Raw genomic sequence first — 17514 nt, forward strand, 5'->3', positions numbered from 1 at the left:
ATGCAGTTCGGCCGCACCTACGAAGAGTTCACCGTCGGGGACGTCTACAAGCACTGGCCCGGAAAGACGGTCACGGAGTACGACGACCACCTCTTCTGTCTCCTGACGATGAACCACCACCCCCTCCACATGGACAGCAACTATGCGGAGAAGACGACCGACTTCGGTAAGAACGTCGTCGTGGGCAATTACATCTACTCGCTGCTTCTGGGCATGTCCGTGCCGGACGTCTCGGGCAAGGCGATCGCCAACCTGGAGGTCGAGTCGCTCAAGCACGTCGCGCCGACCTTCCACGGCGACACGATCTACGGCGAGACCACGGTCCTGGACAAGACGCCGTCGAAGTCCAAGTCGGACCGCGGGATCGTCTACGTGGAGACCAAGGGCTACAAGCAGGACTCCACGCTGGTCTGCGTGTTCCGCCGCAAGGTGATGGTCCCCACCGAGACGTACATCAAGGAGCGCGGCGGCGAGCAGCCCGGCCGCCCGGAGCTCCTCGACATTCCCAAGAAGACGCAGGAGAAGTAGCCATGAGCCGACTCGCGCAGACCGCAGGCCTCACCGACATCCAGCGGGAGATCCTGTCCACCGTCCGGGACTTCGTCGACAAGGAGATCATTCCGGTCGCCACGGAGCTCGAGCACCGTGACGAGTACCCGCAGCAGATCGTCGACGGCCTCAAGGAGTTGGGCCTCTTCGGGCTCATGATCCCGGAGGAGTACGGCGGTCTGGGCGAGTCGCTGCTCACCTACGCCCTGTGTGTCGAGGAGATAGCGCGTGGCTGGATGTCGGTATCCGGCATCATCAACACCCACTTCATCGTCGCCTACATGCTCAAGCAGCACGGGACGCAGGAGCAGAAGGACACCTTCCTGCCGCGCATGGCGGCCGGCGAGGTGCGCGGCGCGTTCTCCATGTCGGAGCCCGCGCTCGGCTCCGACGTGTCGGCGATCACGTCCAAGGGCGTCAAGGACGGCGACGAGTACGTCCTGAACGGTCAGAAGATGTGGCTGACCAACGGCGGTACGTCCACGCTGGTGGCCGTTCTGTGCCGAAGTGACGAAGGACACCCCGAGGGCACCGCGCCCCACAAGTCGATGACGACCTTCCTCGTCGAGAAGGAGCCCGGCTTCGGAGAGGTCCGGCCCGGACTCACCATCCCCGGCAAGATCGACAAGATGGGTTACAAGGGCGTCGACACGACCGAACTCATCATGGACGGGCTGCGAATTCCGGCCAATCGCGTGCTCGGCGGGACCACCGGACGCGGTTTTTACCAAATGATGGACGGCGTCGAAGTCGGCCGCGTGAATGTCGCGGCGCGTGGCTGCGGGGTCGCGCAGCGTGCATTTGAGCTCGGTGTCTCGTATGCCCAGCAACGTCACACTTTTGGCAAGGCGATCGCTCAGCACCAGGCGATTCAGTTCAAGCTGGCGGAGATGGCTACCAAGGTCGAGGCCGCCCATGCGATGATGGTGAATGCAGCACGCAAAAAGGACTCCGGGGAACGAAACGACCTCGAAGCAGGGATGGCGAAGTACCTCGCGTCCGAGTACTGCAAAGAAGTCGTAGAGGACGCGTTCCGGATTCATGGCGGTTATGGCTTCTCGAAGGAGTACGAGATCGAGCGCCTGTACCGTGAGGCTCCGATGCTGCTGATCGGCGAAGGTACCGCCGAGATCCAGAAAATGATCATTGGACGCCGACTGCTCGAAGAGTATCGACTCCAGGGTTAGATGCCCGATTTGGGGTGTTTTCTTCGAGAAGAAGATCACACCCTGTCAACACTCTTCGGCCGTCGACTCGACTTCCTGGCTTGCCCAGTTGTGGCTCGCAACCGATACCATCCGGAAAAAGCCGCCGTCCCCCGTTAACCGCGCGGCATTCATCCGCTACGAAGGTCATCCATGCCCCACAGCCAAACCTCTGCACCACGCGACAGCCTCGCTGGCGTACGCCTTGCGCGCGGAGCATCGCCGTGGCTCCTGCCGACTGTCGCCACCGCGGCGCTCAGCCTCGTCCGCGCGCGCCGCTCCAAGGGCGCCGCGATTGTCGCCGTGCCAGCCACCGCCCTGGCGGCGGGCATGCTGTGGTTCTTCCGCGACCCCGAGCGCGACATCGCCCAGGGCCGGGTCATCTCGCCGGCCGACGGTGTGGTGCAGAGCATCATGCCGTGGAAGGACGGACGCACGCGCGTCGCGATCTTCATGAGCCCGCTGAACGTCCACGTCAACCGCGCGCCCCTCGCGGGCACGGTGACGTCCGTGGAGCACATCCCCGGTGGGTTCGTCCCGGCGTTCAACAAGGAGAGCGAGAACAACGAACGCGTTGTCTGGCACTTCGACACCGAGCTCGGCGACATCGAGATGATCCAGATCGCGGGCGCGGTCGCGCGGCGCATCGTTCCTTACGTGCCGCAGGGCACGAAGGTGGAGCAGGGCGAACGGATCGGCCTGATCCGCTTCGGGTCCCGTGTCGACATCTACCTCCCCGAGGGTGTCGAAGTGGACGTCGAGGTCGGTCAGAAGACCGTGGCTGGGGTGACTCGAATTGACCGTGGTTGATCCTGAGACACAGGCAGGCTGGGTGCCCGAGGCCGAGGAGGACGCGGACGAGGAGATGCCGCTGTCACTCCGCCTCTCGATAGCGGACACCCTCACGCTCGGTAACGCCACGTGCGGGTTCATGGCGGTGTACTTCACCACCACGGGCATCCTCATCCCGCACCTTCAGGGCAGCAACGAAAGCGGCATGGCGCGGCACTCCGCCGCGACCGCCGTGATCCTGATGCTCTGCGCGGCCGTCTTCGACCTCTTCGACGGGCTCGTGGCGCGCAAGCTGCGCTCCTCGCCGATGGGCGCCGAGCTCGACAACCTCTCGGACCTGATCAGCTTCGGTCTGGCCCCCGCGTACTTCGTCCTGGTCTACGGCATGGTCGCGGACGACGCGCATCAGCGGGTCGCCGCGGTCGGCGGCATCGTGGTGCTGTTGGCGGTGGTGCTGCGGCTTGCGCGGTTCTCGTGCGTGACCGTGAAGGACGGCACCTTCCAGGGGATGCCATCGCCCTTCGGGGCGCTGACGGTCGTCTCGATCGTGCTGCTCGAGCTGCCCTTCGTGGCGACGCTGCTCGCGATCATCGGTACGGCATGGCTCATGGTCAGCCGGGTCGAGTACCCCAAGCCGCGGGGCCCGCTCGCGGTGGCGATGCTCGGCTGGATCGTCGCGGCGATGGGGCTGCTCGCGGCCTGGGCCTTCGAGGCGCCCGGCGGGCAGCTGCTGCTGCAGACCGGCTGCGCGCTGCAGCTGGTGCTCGGCGCGGTGATCCCGCTCTTCGCGACGGCTCGCCGCGTGAACAACTTCCGGGGCAACCGGCGTGAGGCCAGGGCAGCACAGCTGCCGTAAGCCTCCTCTCACATTGCCTCCAGGGGCCCGAACCAATTGGTTCGGGCCCCTTTTGGTTTCTTAAAGCCCCGGCCTCACAAGGACCTTCACGTGCTCGTCCGGTTCAGCCAGCATCGCGAACGCCACGTCGATCTCACCGAAGCCGACCTCCCCGGTGATCAACGCAGCCGCGTCCACCGCCCCCTCGGCGATCCTGCGCAACGTACGCGCGAACTCCTCCGGCGGGTACGCCATGCACATGGTCACCGTGATGTCCTTGTAGATGCCGACCACGGGGCGGAACACGTCCTCCGTCATGCACGCACCGATCAGCAGCACCGTGGTCGAGCGCGGGGCGCGATGCAGGACCGAGTTCAACATGCCGGGACGGCCCGAGCACTCCAGGACCGTGAGCCCCTGCCCCGCGGACGACGCCTCGCGCCAGGCGTCGAAGGGGTCGCGCACCCCGGGGTCCACCACCACGTGCGCGCCGAACCGCGCCGCGAGCCCCCTCCGCCGGGGCGACGGCTCCGATACGACGACGGGGGCGACGCCCCGCTCCACCAGCGCCGCCACCGCGCCCAGGCCGATGGGCCCCGCGCCCAGGACCACCGCACCCGTGCCCGCGGCGGGCGCCGCGCGAGCCACATTGCCGAAGCCGACCGCGAGCGGCTCGGTGAGGGCGGCGACGGTCGGCGGGACATGGTCGGGCACCGCCACGAGCGCCGCCGCCTGGAGCGTCATGCGTTCCCCGAAGCCACCGGGGAACGTGCTGGAGTAGCCGATCGTGCGCAGCGTCCCCGCGGTGTCCAGGGCCCACGGGAGGCCCACGACCACCTTCCCCTCCCACTCCCCCGGGCTCAGCACCCGCGCACACAGCTCGTGGCCCATGACCAGATCCCTGTCCGGGTCGAAGAGGAAGGCCTCCGTGCCCGAGTCGCGCGACGCGGCCAGGAAGTCCTCGGTGTGCCGGGCGGCCGAGAGGTCGGAGCCGCAGATTCCGGTGGCGAGGGTCTCGGCGAGCACCTGCCCGGGGCCGGGCTCCGGAGGCGCCGGGACCTCCGCCTCGACGAAGCGCCCGCCCCGCAGGACCACCGCCCTCATCGCGGTCCCCCTTGGGCCATGGCCGCCTCGACCGCACCGCGCATCGCGCCGACGAAGCGCTCACTGTTGGCATGCGCCCACTCCATGGACGCCACGCGCCCGCGATTCGCCCCGGTGAAGTGCGGGACCACGTACTCGGCGAAGAGCTCATAGCTGCGCCGCTTGGCCTCGGGGGTGCCGGTGGGAAGATCGAGGAGCAGCAGGGTGCCGAAGCCGCCCGACGCCTGTGCCAGTGCCTCGATGCGGGCGATCGCGTCGGCCGGGGTGCCGATGGTCGCGACGCCGAAGACCGGGAATCCCTCGCCCGTCCACTGCGTGACGGCGTCCGATGCCGTACGCCCCCACGGCATCGTCGCGCCCGAAAGCCCTTCGATGTAGCGGACCAGATGCGGCACCCCGTACTCGGCCTCCGCACGCGCCTGTGCGGTGCTCTCCGCGAGGTGCATCGGCACGACGAGCCGCCAGGTACGCCGCTCCGCGGTGTGACCGTGCTCGGCGCAGGACTTCTCGTACGCGGCCCAGTTGCTGTTGAGCGCGGCCAGGCCCTGTGGGTCGGCGGCGGCGAGGGAGAGCAGCCCGATGCCGTGCCGGCCCGCCTGGACCGAGCCGGACGGCGAGACCGTGGAGGCGACGGCGAGCTCCACACCCTCCGGCCGGAAGGGACGCAACTGGAGCTGTGCGTCGATGAGTTCGAAGAAGCCCGAGCGCGCGGTGACCCTCTCGCCGCGCAGGAGGCGCACGACGGCGTCGAGCGCGTCGGCCATCATGGCGCGCTGGCGCATCGGGTCGATGCCCATCATGAACGCGTCCGACGCGAGCTGGCCGGGACCCGCGCCGAGCATCACGCGCCCCATCGTCTGGTGGTCGAGCTGGAGTATGCGGTCCGCGAGGACGAGGGGGTGGTGGTACGGGAGGGAGTTCACGCCCGTACCGAGCCTGATCCGGCGTGTGTGCTCGGCCGCGGCGGCGATGAAGACCTCCGGCGATGCGATCGTCTCGTAGCCGGCGGAGTGGTGTTCGCCGATCCATGCCTCGTCGAAGCCGAGGGTGTCGAGGTGGCGGACGAGGTCGAGGTCGCGGCGGATCTGGAGGGTGGGGTTGCCGTCGATGCCGTGGTAAGGGGCGAGGAAGGTGCCGAAGCGGGTGGGGCCGGTGCTGCTGAGATCTTGAGGGCCTTGGGGGCCCTGGGGGCCTTGAGGGCCTTGAGGGTGCGCCACGCGTACGCCTTTCGCAGGGACGGACGTTGGACATAAAGTCTGGCTACAGCATTCTTACGTCCTACAACTGGACGCTGAAGAGGTCAACAGCAGGGAGGGGAAAGGACATTGGAGGCCCCACGAACCCGCCGCCGGGCGGACGGCTCCCCCAGCGCGCGGACGCTGCTGCTCACCGTGCTCGGTGAGTACGTCCGCTACGCCGGGGACGAGCGGGTCTGGTCGCGGGCCGTCATCGGGGCGCTCGGCGACTGCGGGGTCGGCGAGGCGGCGACCCGGCGTGCGGTGACGCGCCTCGTCCAGGAGGGCTGGCTGCGTACGGAGACGGCGGGCCGGTGGACGCGGCTCGTCCTCGAACCGCGCCTTGTCGCCCTGCTCACGGCGTGGACGCACCGTCTCGAGCGGGCGGTCGACGAGACGCCGTGGCACGGGGAGTGGCGGCAGCTGCTGCTGAGGGCTCCGGCGGGGGCGTGGCGTGACCGGGCGCTGGTGGAGGAGCAGTTGGCGTTCGAGGGGTTCGGCTCGCTGGGGCAGGGGGTGTGGATCGCGGCGGACACGGGAGGCGTGGCGGCCCTGCGGGACCTGCTGCGGGAGCAGGGGCTCGACCGGTACGCGAGCTGGCTGCGCTGCCGCGTGGATTCGGCGGCCGAGCAGAGCGAACTGGTCGGACGTGCCTGGGACTTGGGTGAGGTGCGGGCCGCGCACGAGGACTTCCTCACCCGCTTCGGGGGATCCGCCACCGCCTCGCCCCTGTCCGCCGGGGAGGCGTTCGTGCTGCGCACCCGCCTCGTCCACGCCTGGCGAGGCACGTTCGAGCGGGACCCCCGGCTGCCGGGTGCTCTGCTGCCGCCGGACTGGCCCGGATTCACGGCGACGGAACTGTTCGTGGACACGTGGCGCGCGCTGCGGGGGCCCGCGGACCGGCGCTGGGAGCGGCTTGCGGCGGATCCGCGGGGGTGAGGCGGCGGATCCGCGCGGGGCGGTGCTCGTCGGCTGACGGTCCGCCGCGCCCGCCCCTGCGGGAGGGCCGGGAGGGCGCGGCGGACCAGTCCGCAGTCGACTGTCGTCAGCCCTCAGCCCTCAGCCCTCAGGACTCAGCCTTCCGGACTCACGCTCCCGGCGTGTATCCCTCGGTCGCCTTCGACGCGCCCGGCTGCCGGACCACCTTCATGCCGCCCGTCACGCCCTTGTCGGGGCGCAGGATCACGCTCTCCCTGGAGGACGGGGCCTTGGGGTCGCTGAAGTCCTGGGTGACGCCGAAGCCCGTGTCGTAGGCGTTGATCGTCAGGAGCGCCTTGTCGACGCCGTCACGGGTCAGGTCCTTGCTCTTGCATGCCTTTTTCAGGGCCTCGCCGAAGATGGACGTCGCGGTCCACCCTGCCGTCACGCCGTTGTCGAGGGAGTCCTTGGGATAAGCCGCCTTGTAGTCGGCGACCAGCTTCTTCGCGGCGGGGGTGTCAGCGCCGATCGGGAGGGTCGGCGATGCCACGTAGTAGTTCTTCGCGAGGGCCGGGCCCGCCTGGGTGCCGAGGAGTTGAGGCGCGAACGCCGAGTTGTTGCCGATGATCGGCACGTCGAACTTGCCCGCCGCCGCGACACCCACGAGGGAGGCCGCCTGCCGAGGCCCCGCGCTGATCACGACGCCCTTCACGCCCGCCTTCTTCAGGGCCGCGACCTGCGCCGTCATGTCGTTGTCGGTCGCCTTGATCTTCTGCTCGACGACGGTGAGACCCGACTTCTTCGCCATGTACTGCGAGCCCTTCAGCGCGTTCTCGCCGTAGTCGCCCTCGAAGTAGACATGGCCGAGCTTGTCGCCCTTCTTGAGGCCTTTCTCCTTCATCAGGAAGTCGATCGCGTTGATCGTCTCCAGGTCGTACGTCGAGCCGACGACCCGGACGTACGGGCTGCCGAGCAGGTTCGCCGACCAGGCCTGCGGCAGGACCAGGCCCTTGTTGCTCTCGACGCGCTGCTTGACCGCGGCGACGAACGGCGAGCCGATGAACTGTGTGAAGCCGAGGACGTCCGGCTCCAGTTCGGTGTACGCGGCGACCGCCTTCTGGGGGTCGTAGCCGTGGTCGCGGACGGTCAGCTTCAGCTTGCGGCCGCAGATGCCGCCGTCGGCGTTGGTCTGCTCGACGTAGAGCTGCTGTGCCTGCGTGACGCTCTTGCCCAGGGTCGCGTAGACGCCGGTCATGTCGGTGAGCACGCCGAGGTTGATCGTGTCGCCCGAGACGCCGATGCCGGTCTTGACCCCGCCCGCTCCCTTCTTGTCTCCCTTGTCTCCCTCCGCCTTGGAGCTGCAACCCGCCACCGCGAGCAGCGCGGCGAGCGCCGTGGCCGCCGCGGTGGCCCTCGTCAACGTACGTGAACTCATCGTTCCTCCCCTGATTCCCCTGATTGCCCTGGTTCCCCTGATTCCCCTGGAGTTGGTCCTGACGTCGGCCTGGAGCGCCGGGCGGCGATGCCGGCCAGGCCGCCGGGCAGGAAAAGCACCACGGCCACGACGGCCGCGCCGTACAGGTACCGGGATGCCTCGCCGGGTGCGATCCCGCCGGTTCCGGGGGCCGAGACCAGGGGCAGCGCGTCGCTGTACCGGGTCAGGAGCTGCGGCAGGAGGGACACGACGGCGGCACCGGCCACCGCGCCCGCCACCGAGCCGAGGCCGCCGATGACGATCATGGCGAGGTATTCGAGGGACAGCGTCATGCCGAAGTAGTCCGGCACGGTCCGCTGGAAGACGAGGGCGAGCAGGACTCCGGCGAGGCCCGCGTACATCGACGACAGGACGAAGACGCCTGCTCGGTAGCGGGCCACGGGGACGCCGATGACGCCCGCGGCGATGCGGTGGTCGCGGATGGCGTTCATGGCGCGCCCCGGCCGCCCGCGCAGCACGCCGCGGGCGAAGAGTCCGCAGCCCAGGAGGAGGACGAGCCCCGCGTACCAGAGCTTCTCCGACGCCCCGAACGGCACGGCGGCGACGACGAGTTCGCTGTCGTCGAAGGTGAGGCCGAAGATGCTCAGGGGCGGTACGTCGCGTCCGTTGGAGCCGCCCGTCAGATCGTGGGCGTTGAAGAGCACATGCTGCCCGATGAAGATGAGGGCGAGCGTCGCGATGCCGAGGTACGCGCCGCGCAGGCGTCCCGCGATGGGGCTGAAGAGCCCGCCCGCGATGCCCGCGACGCCGACGGCGAGTGCGGCTGCGAGCCACGTGGGGAGGCCGAGCCCGGTCAGGCCGCCCTCGCCACCGCTCACGCCGCCGCTCTCTCCCGCGAAGACGCAGTAGCCGTACGCGCCGATCGCGAGGAAGAAGGCGTGTCCCATGGAGAGTTGGCCGGTCGCGCCGGTGAGGAGGTTGATGCCGATCGCGCCGATCGCGGCGGCCATGGCGAAGAGGCCCGCCTGTAGCCAGAACCGGTCGAGATAGAAGGGCAGGGCGAGCAGGAGGACCGCCCCCGCGATCCAGACGTAGGTCCGGGGGCGGGTCAGGGACGTACGGCCCTGGGAGCGCGGTTCCCTTCCTCGGGAGCGCGATTCCTTTCCGCGGGCGAGGACTTCAGACACGGGCGAGCTCCTTCGTGCCGAAGAGTCCTGCGGGCCTGACGAGGAGGATGACGGTCATCACGAGATAGGGCGCGAGATCACCCAACCCCCTTCCCAGGAAGGTGAGTTCACTCTGGTACCCGGTGGCGAGGGACTCCGTCACCCCCACCACGAGGCCACCGACGAGCGCGCCCGTGGTGGAGTCGAGGCCGCCGAGTATCGCGGCGGGGAACGCCTTCAACGCGGCGAGGGAGGTGGCCCGTTCTAGCCCCGGGGTGGGGAAGACGGTGAGGAAGAGCGCGGCCACGGCGGCGAGTCCTCCCGCCACCGCCCACGCGCCGAGCGAGACCCGCCCCAGGCGCACGCCCATCAGGGCGGCGGTCTCCGGGCTCTCCGCGGCGGCGCGCATCGCGACACCCCAGGAGGTGTAGCGGAAGGCGAGCAGGAAGACGGTGATGAGGAGCGCGGCGGCCACGAAAGCGGCGATCCGGGTGTGCGCGAGGGAGATCGGCCCGACGGTGAGCACGGAGTCGCCCCAGGGATCGCCGAGGGCGAGCACATCGGTGCCGAGGCGGCGGGTGAGTTCGGTGGTGAGCAGGATGTCGACGCCGATGGTGACGATGGCGAGAACACTGTGGTCGGAGCCCCGGTAGCGCCGCATGACCAGGAACTCGATGGCGGCCCCGACGACGGCGGCGCCCGCGATGCCGACGAGCAGCGCGGGCCAGAAGCCGATGTCGTCGTGGAGCGACGCGGTGATGTATCCGCCGGCCAGGAGCAGCGAGGCGTGCGCGAAGTTCACGACTTCGGTGGCCCGGAAGATGACGACGAAGCCGAGCGCGATCAGGGCGTAGACGGAGCCCATCGAAAGGCCGTTGAGGAGAAGCTCGACGAAGGTGTTCATGAGGTGGCCCCTTCTCCCAGGTACGCCCGCACGACCGCCGGGTCGTTCTGTACGTCCGCCGGGGCGCCGTCCGCTATGCGACGGCCGAAGTCCAGCACGGTCACCGCGTCCGCGAGCCGCATCACCACCCCCATGTCGTGTTCCACCAGGACGATCGAGATGCCGAGACTGTCGCGGACACCCGCGATGACGGCCGCCGTGCGGCGCCGCTCTTCCGCGGTCATGCCCGCGACGGGCTCGTCGAGCAGGAGCAGCCGGGGCTCCATGCACAGGGCGCGGGCCAGCTCGGCGAGTTTCTGCTGCCCGTACGGCAAGGAGCCTGCGGGCGCGTCGAGTTGCTGCTCGATGCCTACGAACGCCGCGATCTCCCGCACCCGTTCGCGATGCGACCTCTCCTCGCGCGCCGCCGACGGGAGCCGGAGTCCGGCGGCGAGGAATCCCGTACGGGTCAGGCGATGGCGGCCGAGCATCAGGCTGTCCGCGACGGTGGCGCGTGGCGGCAGGGCGAGATTCTGGAAGATCCGCGCGACACCGAGACCTGCGATGCGGTGCGGAGGCATCGCCGTGAGCTCGTGCTCCCCGAAGCGGACACTGCCGCTGGTGGCGCGGTACACGCCAGACAGGACGTTGAAGCAGGTGGACTTCCCGGCGCCGTTGGGGCCGATGACGGCATGTACGGTGCCGGGCGCGACGGTGAAGCTGACGGCGTCGAGCGCGGTGAGGCCCGCGAAGCGGACGGTCAACTCCCTTACATCCAGGGGCGGTACGTCTTCCCCTGGCGCGGATGGATCGGATGGATCGGATGGATCGGAAGGTGCGATGCGATCGTCCGTCATCGTCGGCCCGCCCATCGCCGAAGGACCGGCAGTGCTGTGGCGCCGCGCGTGGCGTCTTCCGCGGCTGCTTCGTCGACCACGCCGAGGTAGCGGCGGCGTACCTCGTCGGAAGCGGCGAGTTCGTCGGCCGGTCCCGCAAGGGCCACTTCGCCCACGTCCAGGACGTACGCCCGCGAGGCGAGGCGCAGCGCGAGCGCCGCGTTCTGCTCGACGAGGAGCACCGATGTGCCCTGGGCGTTGATCTCCTGGATGGTGTCGGCGATGCGTGCCGCCATCAACGGGGCGAGCCCCAGAGACGGTTCGTCCAGGAGCAGCAGCTTCGGCGAGGCCATCAGCGCCCTCGCCACCGCCAGCATCTGCTGCTCGCCGCCCGAGAGGAGCCCGGCACGCTGGCCCGCGCGCTCGGCCAGCACGGGGAAGAGTTCGTGGACGCGGTCAAGGGCGGCGGCCTTCGTGGCCCGGCTCCTCGCGGAACCCAGCGCGCCCGCCCGGAGGTTGTCCGCGACACTCATCCGCGCGAACACCCGTCTGCCTTCCGGCACTTGGGAGACTCCGGCGGAGACGACCCGGTCCGCGTGAAGACCGTCGATGCGCCGCCCGCCGAAGTGGATGGAGCCCGTGGTGAGCGCCCCCCGGTGGAAGGAGAGGGTGCGTGAAATCGCGCGCAGGAGCGTCGACTTGCCCGCGCCGTTGCCGCCGAGCACGGCGACGACGGAGCCGTCCGGCACTTCGAGCGACACCTGACGCAGTGCGCGTACCGGCCCGTACCCGACTGAAGCGTCCTGTACGACCAGTCCGGAACCACCCACCTGGAACCCCCTGCCCTCCGCCTGCCCTGCGCGTGGCGCTCACCCCAGCACCTGCCGCGCGCACCCGTCCACGGGCGGTGGCCGAATCGCTGCGAGGGACCAGTGGGATCACCGGTCGGTTGTGCACGGGCACAACACCTCGGGGAGGGGCACGGGGAAGAACCGCGCGGCAAGCCCCCACCGGGCCCCTAAGGGGCGCGGGGAACTGCGCGACCAGCCCCCACCGGCCCGCAGGTCCCTCACCACGCCTCTAGCACCGCGCTCCGAGCGAAGGGCCTAGCCCAGGAAGTCCCTGGCGATACCCTCCGCCACCGTCTCCAGAATCGGCCCCGCCTCAGCAATGCACCGCGCCACATCCGGCTCCACGTCCGTGAGGGCGTACGCACGCCGGATCCCCGCCCGGCCGAGCGCCTCGGCCGGCAGCGCCAGGCGGCCGCAGACCGCGACGACCTCGACGCCCGCCGCACGGGCCGCCGCCGCGACCCCGGCGGGAGCCTTCCCGTGGAGGGTCTGCTCGTCCAGGGAGCCCTCCCCCGTGATCACGAGCGACGCACGCGCCAGCGCCGGAGCGAAGCCCAGGACGTCCAGCATGACCTCGATCCCGGGCCGGAAACTCGCGCCGAGACCGACGAGAGCGCCGTAGCCGATACCACCGGCCGCGCCGGCTCCCGGGGACTCGGCGTACTCGACGGCGGAGGAGCCCACCGAATCGGAGAGCACCCGCGCGAAGTGCGCCAGCGCCGCGTCCAGCTCGGCGACGTCCTCCGGGGTCGCACCCTTCTGCGGCCCGTACACCGCGGGGGCGCCCTTCGGGCCGGTCAGCGGATTGTCCACATCGCTGGCCAGGACCAGATCCACCGAGGCGAACCGCGCGTCGAGCCCGGACAGGTCCGCCGTCGCCAGCGAGGCGAGCGGACCGCCCCCGGGCGCCACCGGCGCACCTTCCGCGTCCAGGAACACCGCGCCGAGCGCGGCCAGCATTCCGGCCCCGCCGTCCGTCGTCGCGCTGCCGCCGACGCCGAAGACGATCGTCCGCGCGCCCGCGTCGAGCGCGGCACGCAGCAGTTCCCCTGAGCCGTACGTCGTGGAGGTGAGCGGCGCGAAGACACCTTCGGGCAGCAACTGGAGGCCGGAGGCCTCCGCCATCTCCACCACCGCGGTGCCGTCCCGCAGCGCGTACGCCGCGGTGACCTCGTCACCGAGCGGCCCCGTCACCCTTGCCTCGCGGCGTTCGAAACCGGCCGCGACGGCCGCGGCGACCGTGCCGTCGCCCCCGTCCGCCACCGGCAGGGCCTCGACCTCGACCTGCGGGGCGACGCGGCGGAGCCCGGCCGTCACCCGCTCCGCGACCTGCACGGCCGTGAGTGAGCCCTTGAACTTGTCCGCGGCGATGAGTACATGCTGGACATGCGGCACATTCTGTACCTGCCGCACACTCCCCGCCGTCTCAGAAGCGTCCGCCACCTTGGTTCCCCTTGCTTTCCGGGCCTTGCTCGCGTCAAGGCAGTCGCGCCGCTGCGACCATAACCTCAGGAGGGGCCGCGTGCCCATGGCGGACCTCACGCGGGGGTGGTGTGCCGACCCACTAAACACCTCGTAATCACCTCATAGTGGTGCACGCGCGGCGGGGAAATGATCGATCAGCCCTCAAGATCCACGCCGTGATCCGGGTCGAGGAATCGCGTCTACCGCGCGGACGCCCCTCGAATTCGGTACACCGGAAGCATGACCGCAGTGCATACGGAACTCGACGACCGCGTTCTCGGCGGCTGGATCGGGCGGATCGCCGGCAACATGCTCGGTAAACCCATCGAGCGGGGCGACTACTGGACACGTGAGCGCATCGAGCGCTACCTGCGGCAGGCGGACGCGCTGCCGCTCACCGACTTTCTGCCCGAACCCCCCTCCTGGGTCGAGGAGTTCCAGCTGCGGCCCGAGTGGCAGCAGTGCGTACGCGGCGGGGTGCACGGCAGCTGCCGTGACGACGACGTGGACTACGCGATCCTCGGGCTGCACCTCCTGGAGACCCACGGCTTCGCGTTCAGCACCGAGCAGGTCGGCGAGCTGTGGCTGCTTCGCCTTCCTTACGGGCAGACGTACACCGCCGAGCGCGCCGCGTACCGGAATCTCGCGAACGGTCTCAAGCCGCCGCTCACCGCGACGTACGAGAACCCCCACCAGGAGTGGATCGGCGCCCTCATCCGCGCCGACATCTTCGGCTGGACGAACCCCGGCGCCCCGCGTCGCGCCGCCGCGCTCGCCCGCCGCGACGCGGTGCTCTCGCACACCGGCAACGGCGTCTACGGGGCGATGTGGGCGGCGGCGCTCGTCGCGGCCGCGTTCAACGCGGACACGCCGCGCGCGGTGCTCGAGGCGGCGTTCGGCGTGATCCCGTCGAGCAGCCGCCTCGCACGTACGGTCCGCCGAGTCGTCGCCCTCCACGAGGCCGGGCTCAGCTGGGAGGCGACGCTGGCCCAGGCCGAGGAGGAGTCCGCCGGACTCGGCTGGATCCATACGGTGCCGAACTCCGCCGTTCTGACCGCCGGGCTCCTCTACGGCGACGGCGACTTCACCCGCACCCTCTCCCTGACGGTCCGCGGCGGCCTCGACACCGACTCGAACGGCGCGACCGCGGGGTCCGTCGCGGGGGTGCTGTGCGGGGCCAAGATGATCCCCGCGCAGTGGCGGGATCCTCTCGAAGACCGGGTGCGCAGCGCGGTGTTCGGCTTCGACGGCGTGCGGATCACCGAGCTGGCGGCACGGACGGTGGAGTTGTCTACCCTTTCCAGATGACCATCCAGGACTACGCCACGTACATCGCGGGCCTCCCCCGCATCATCGCCGGGGCCGCCGCGCTCTTCCGCGACTCCGAGGGGCGCGTACTGCTCGTCGAGCCCAACTACCGCGAGGGGTGGGCGCTGCCCGGCGGCACCGTCGAGTCGGACGAGGGAGAGACACCGCGGCAGGGCGCACGCCGCGAGACCGCCGAGGAGATCGGCCTGGACGTCGGGCTGGGGGCACTGCTCGCGGTGGACTGGGTGCAAGGTGCGGCGCGGCCACCGTTGGTCGCTTATCTGTACGACGGCGGAGTGCTCGGCGACGACCAGTTGAAGTCGATCAAGCTCCAGGACGAGGAACTGCTCTCCTGGCGGCTCGTGGCCCGCGAGGACCTTCCGGAGTTTCTGCCCGGCGAGCTGGGGCTGCGGGTGCGGGCCGGGCTCGAGACACTTGACGCGGGGACGGGGGCCGTGGAGCTGGAGAACGGGGTGCGGGTCGGCTGAACTCTGCGTGCCGCCTGACCTGGCCCTCAGAAGGCAGGGCCGTCAGAAGAGTGCGTCCTCGGTCGCCGGTGTCGCGCCCTCGAAGGCCAGCAGGCGCTGCTTGCGGTCGAGTCCGCCGCCGTAGCCGGTCAGTGAGCCGCCCGCGCCGATCACCCGGTGGCACGGCACGATGACCCCGATCGGGTTCTTGCCGTTGGCCAGGCCGACGGCGCGCGAGGCGTTGGGTTTGCCCAGGGCGTCCGCGAGTTGGCCGTACGTACGGGTCTCGCCGTACGGGATCAGCTGGAGCTGCTGCCAGACGGTGCGCTGGAACGGAGTGCCGTCGAGGCGCATCGGCAGGTCAAACTCCGTCAACTCGCCCGCGAAGTACGCCTCCAGCTGGCTGATCGTCTCGCCGAACGGCCCCTCATCGCGGTCGCCGAAGGTCTCCTCGGGTGGGCGGTGGCGCTGCTCTGTCATGTAGAGGCCGCTGAGGGTGCCTTCGGTGGCTACGAGGGTGAGGGGGCCGTAAGGGCTGTCGATGAGGGTGTGTTGGCGGTGCATGGGTTTGGTCCTTCTCTTTCGCTTGTCGGCGGCCTACGCCGGGATGTTGTTGATGGGGTGCGCGTCGGTCGCCCAGAGGTACTGGACCGCGTACGCCCGCCAGGGACGCCAGGCCGCGGCTCGCTGCGTCAGCGCCGCCGGGGTGTGCGGCACGCCGAGCTCCTGCGCCGCACGCCTGATCCCCAGGTCCGTGGGAAGGAAGGCGTCGGGGTCGCCCAGTGCCCGCATCGCGATGACCTCGACCGTCCAGGGGCCGAAGCCGGGCAGTGCGGTGAGCTGGGCGCGAGCCTCCTCCCAGCCGTTCTCCACGCCGAGCCGGAGTGATCCGTCGGCGAGGTGGCGTACGAGCGTGGTCAGGGTGGTGCGGCGGCTGCGCGGCAGGGCCAGCGCCTCCGGGTCGAGCGCGGCCAGGGCTTCCGGGGCCGGGAAGAGGTGGGTGAGGCCGCCCTCGGGGTCGTCGACCGGCTCGCCGTGCGCCGTGACGAGGCGGGCTGCGTGGGTGCGGGCGGCGGCTGTGGAGACCTGCTGGCCGAGCACCGCGCGTACGGCGAACTCCGCCTCGTCGACGGTGCGCGGCACGCGGCGGCCCGGGGCCTTGGCCACCAGGGGTGCGAGCAGCGGGTCGGCGCTCAGCTGGGCGTCCACCGCGACCGGATCCGCGTCCAGGTCGAGCATCCGGCGGCAGCGGCTGATGGCGATCGTGAGGTCGCGCATGTCGGTGAGGCTGAGACGGCAGGCGACGTGGTCGGGGGCGGGGCTGAGGGCGACGACTCCGTGGCCGTAGGGGAGGCGGAGCGTGCGGCGGTACGCGCCGTCGCGCCACTCCTCGACGCCGGGTACGGCGGTGGCGATGAGGTGGCCGAAGAGGTTGTCGGGGTTGAGCGGGGCGCGGAAAGGGAGGCGGAGGGAGAGGGCGCCGGGGGCGGCCGGCTTCCGTGCGGTCTTCGGAGCGCGGTCGCGTAGTTCGCCGGGGGCCAGGGCGAAGACTTCGCGGACGGTGTCGTTGAAGGTGCGGATCGAGGCGAACCCGGCGGCAAAGGCGATCTCCGCCATGGGCAGGGTGGTCGTCTCGATGAGCAGGCGGGCGGTCTGGGCGCGCTGGGCCCTTGCCAGGGCGAGGGGGCCTGCGCCGAGTTCCGCGAGGAGTTGGCGTTCGACCTGGCGGGTGCTGTAGCCGAGGCGGGTGGCGAGGCCGGGGACTCCGTCGCGGTCCACGACACCGTCCGCGATGAGGCGCATCGCGCGGGCTACGAGGTCGGCGCGCTGGTTCCACTCGGGGGAGCCTGGGCTGCTGTCCGGGCGGCATCGCTTGCAGGCCCGGAACCCTTCCTGCTGGCAGGCCGCAGCGCTCGGGTAGAAGCTCATGTTCTCGGGCTTCGGGGGGACTACGGGGCAGCTGGGGCGGCAGTAGATGCGGGTGGTGAGAACCGCGGTGTAGAACCAGCCGTCGAAGCGGGCGTCCTTCGACTGCACGGCTCGTACGCAGCGCCCGGCGTCGGTGTGCATCGCGAGGGTGGGCATGGCTCAAGGATCGTTCATGGTGGGTGCGGGTGGCTGGCGAAAATCCGACATGGAGGTTGGCGAGGCGGATGCCTATGCCTGCGGCGCCTGTCGCGGTGGGGTGGGGGCTTGTGTAGCGGCTTCGGTTCGTCTGGGCAGCGGGGCCGCGCCGGTATGTCCGTCCTCGCTATCGTCCAGTGGCCCCATGGGTACTTCGGCCCCGGAGTGCCGCGAACCGTGCTCCGGGCGGAAATACCGACACGACCCCGCGGGTCCGCTGCCGACAGCAGGTGCGTGGGGTCCGAGCTCCCACGGCAGAGGGCGCGATCACCCCTACGGGCGAGCTCACCACCCCGCCGACCGCGGGTACACGCGGGCCGGGCCCCTCGACTGAGGCGCGTC

At 70.4% G+C, this 17514-nt stretch carries 17 protein-coding genes; 7 read left to right on the forward strand and 10 right to left on the reverse strand.

Annotation, left to right across the window (positions count from 1 at the left end):
* The 4 genes from ACGFSB_RS06000 to pssA all read left to right on the forward strand — a co-directional run bounded on the left by ACGFSB_RS06000 (position 1) and on the right by pssA (position 3402).
* On the forward strand, positions 1-528 hold the full coding sequence (locus ACGFSB_RS06000; RefSeq protein ID WP_393394715.1) for a MaoC family dehydratase: 528 nt from the start codon (positions 1-3) through the stop codon (positions 526-528).
* A gap of 2 nt (positions 529-530) precedes the next feature.
* Positions 531-1736 carry an acyl-CoA dehydrogenase family protein gene (locus ACGFSB_RS06005; protein ID WP_344528704.1) on the forward strand — a complete coding sequence of 402 codons (1206 nt, stop codon included), beginning with the start codon at positions 531-533 and terminating at the stop codon, positions 1734-1736.
* A gap of 171 nt (positions 1737-1907) precedes the next feature.
* Positions 1908-2564: a phosphatidylserine decarboxylase gene (locus ACGFSB_RS06010; protein ID WP_393394718.1), complete on the forward strand. Its 657-nt coding sequence runs from the start codon at positions 1908-1910 to the stop codon at positions 2562-2564.
* On the forward strand, positions 2551-3402 hold the full coding sequence (gene pssA / locus ACGFSB_RS06015) for a CDP-diacylglycerol--serine O-phosphatidyltransferase (protein WP_393394721.1): 852 nt from the start codon (positions 2551-2553) through the stop codon (positions 3400-3402). Before ACGFSB_RS06010 ends, pssA begins: the two co-directional genes overlap by 14 nt.
* A gap of 60 nt (positions 3403-3462) precedes the next feature.
* Here pssA and ACGFSB_RS06020 read toward each other — a convergent pair whose 3' ends face one another.
* Both ACGFSB_RS06020 and ACGFSB_RS06025 read right to left on the reverse strand, forming a co-directional pair.
* Positions 3463-4485 (reverse strand): zinc-binding dehydrogenase, encoded by a 1023-nt coding sequence (locus ACGFSB_RS06020; RefSeq protein WP_393394723.1) that lies wholly within the window; start codon positions 4483-4485, stop codon positions 3463-3465.
* Positions 4482-5702, reverse strand: coding sequence for an LLM class flavin-dependent oxidoreductase (locus ACGFSB_RS06025; protein WP_393394726.1), 1221 nt, complete (start codon positions 5700-5702; stop codon positions 4482-4484). Before ACGFSB_RS06025 ends, ACGFSB_RS06020 begins: the two co-directional genes overlap by 4 nt.
* Before the next feature lie 108 nt (positions 5703-5810).
* On the opposite strand from ACGFSB_RS06025, the gene ACGFSB_RS06030 reads away from it, so the two are divergent.
* The gene (locus tag ACGFSB_RS06030) at positions 5811-6659 is read left to right on the forward strand and encodes a PaaX family transcriptional regulator C-terminal domain-containing protein (protein WP_393394729.1); all 849 of its coding nucleotides are present in this window, start codon (positions 5811-5813) and stop codon (positions 6657-6659) included.
* A 148-nt stretch (positions 6660-6807) separates the two neighbouring features.
* On the opposite strand, the gene ACGFSB_RS06035 is transcribed toward ACGFSB_RS06030, so the two are convergent.
* The 6 genes from ACGFSB_RS06035 to ACGFSB_RS06060 form a co-directional block, all read right to left on the reverse strand.
* Positions 6808-8073, reverse strand: a complete 1266-nt coding sequence (locus tag ACGFSB_RS06035; RefSeq protein WP_393394732.1) for an ABC transporter substrate-binding protein — start codon at positions 8071-8073, stop codon at positions 6808-6810.
* Positions 8070-9185 carry a branched-chain amino acid ABC transporter permease gene (locus ACGFSB_RS06040; RefSeq protein WP_393395777.1) on the reverse strand — a complete coding sequence of 372 codons (1116 nt, stop codon included), beginning with the start codon at positions 9183-9185 and terminating at the stop codon, positions 8070-8072. The genes ACGFSB_RS06035 and ACGFSB_RS06040 overlap by 4 nt, the downstream gene beginning before the upstream one ends.
* Before the next feature lie 67 nt (positions 9186-9252).
* Positions 9253-10143 carry a branched-chain amino acid ABC transporter permease gene (locus ACGFSB_RS06045; protein WP_393394735.1) on the reverse strand — a complete coding sequence of 297 codons (891 nt, stop codon included), beginning with the start codon at positions 10141-10143 and terminating at the stop codon, positions 9253-9255.
* On the reverse strand, positions 10140-10886 hold the full coding sequence (locus ACGFSB_RS06050; protein ID WP_393394738.1) for an ABC transporter ATP-binding protein: 747 nt from the start codon (positions 10884-10886) through the stop codon (positions 10140-10142). Before ACGFSB_RS06050 ends, ACGFSB_RS06045 begins: the two co-directional genes overlap by 4 nt.
* Before the next feature lie 89 nt (positions 10887-10975).
* Complete coding sequence (locus ACGFSB_RS06055) at positions 10976-11788, reverse strand: ABC transporter ATP-binding protein (RefSeq protein WP_393394741.1); 813 nt, start codon at positions 11786-11788, stop codon at positions 10976-10978.
* A gap of 276 nt (positions 11789-12064) precedes the next feature.
* Positions 12065-13339: a glycerate kinase gene (locus tag ACGFSB_RS06060; protein ID WP_393394744.1), complete on the reverse strand. Its 1275-nt coding sequence runs from the start codon at positions 13337-13339 to the stop codon at positions 12065-12067.
* Between the two features lie 174 nt (positions 13340-13513).
* On the opposite strand from ACGFSB_RS06060, the gene ACGFSB_RS06065 reads away from it, so the two are divergent.
* Positions 13514-14581: an ADP-ribosylglycohydrolase family protein gene (locus ACGFSB_RS06065; protein ID WP_393394747.1), complete on the forward strand. Its 1068-nt coding sequence runs from the start codon at positions 13514-13516 to the stop codon at positions 14579-14581.
* The gene (locus tag ACGFSB_RS06070) at positions 14578-15069 is read left to right on the forward strand and encodes an NUDIX domain-containing protein (protein ID WP_393394749.1); all 492 of its coding nucleotides are present in this window, start codon (positions 14578-14580) and stop codon (positions 15067-15069) included. The genes ACGFSB_RS06065 and ACGFSB_RS06070 overlap by 4 nt, the downstream gene beginning before the upstream one ends.
* Positions 15070-15111: 42 nt before the next feature.
* On the opposite strand, the gene ACGFSB_RS06075 is transcribed toward ACGFSB_RS06070, so the two are convergent.
* Positions 15112-15612 (reverse strand): methylated-DNA--[protein]-cysteine S-methyltransferase, encoded by a 501-nt coding sequence (locus ACGFSB_RS06075; protein ID WP_393394752.1) that lies wholly within the window; start codon positions 15610-15612, stop codon positions 15112-15114.
* A gap of 33 nt (positions 15613-15645) precedes the next feature.
* Positions 15646-17118 carry an AlkA N-terminal domain-containing protein gene (locus ACGFSB_RS06080; protein WP_393395780.1) on the reverse strand — a complete coding sequence of 491 codons (1473 nt, stop codon included), beginning with the start codon at positions 17116-17118 and terminating at the stop codon, positions 15646-15648.
* Positions 17119-17514 lie beyond the last annotated feature (396 nt).

This window comes from Streptomyces sp. NPDC048441 (assembly GCF_043200235.1).
Classification (GTDB): Bacteria; Actinomycetota; Actinomycetes; order Streptomycetales; family Streptomycetaceae; genus Streptomyces.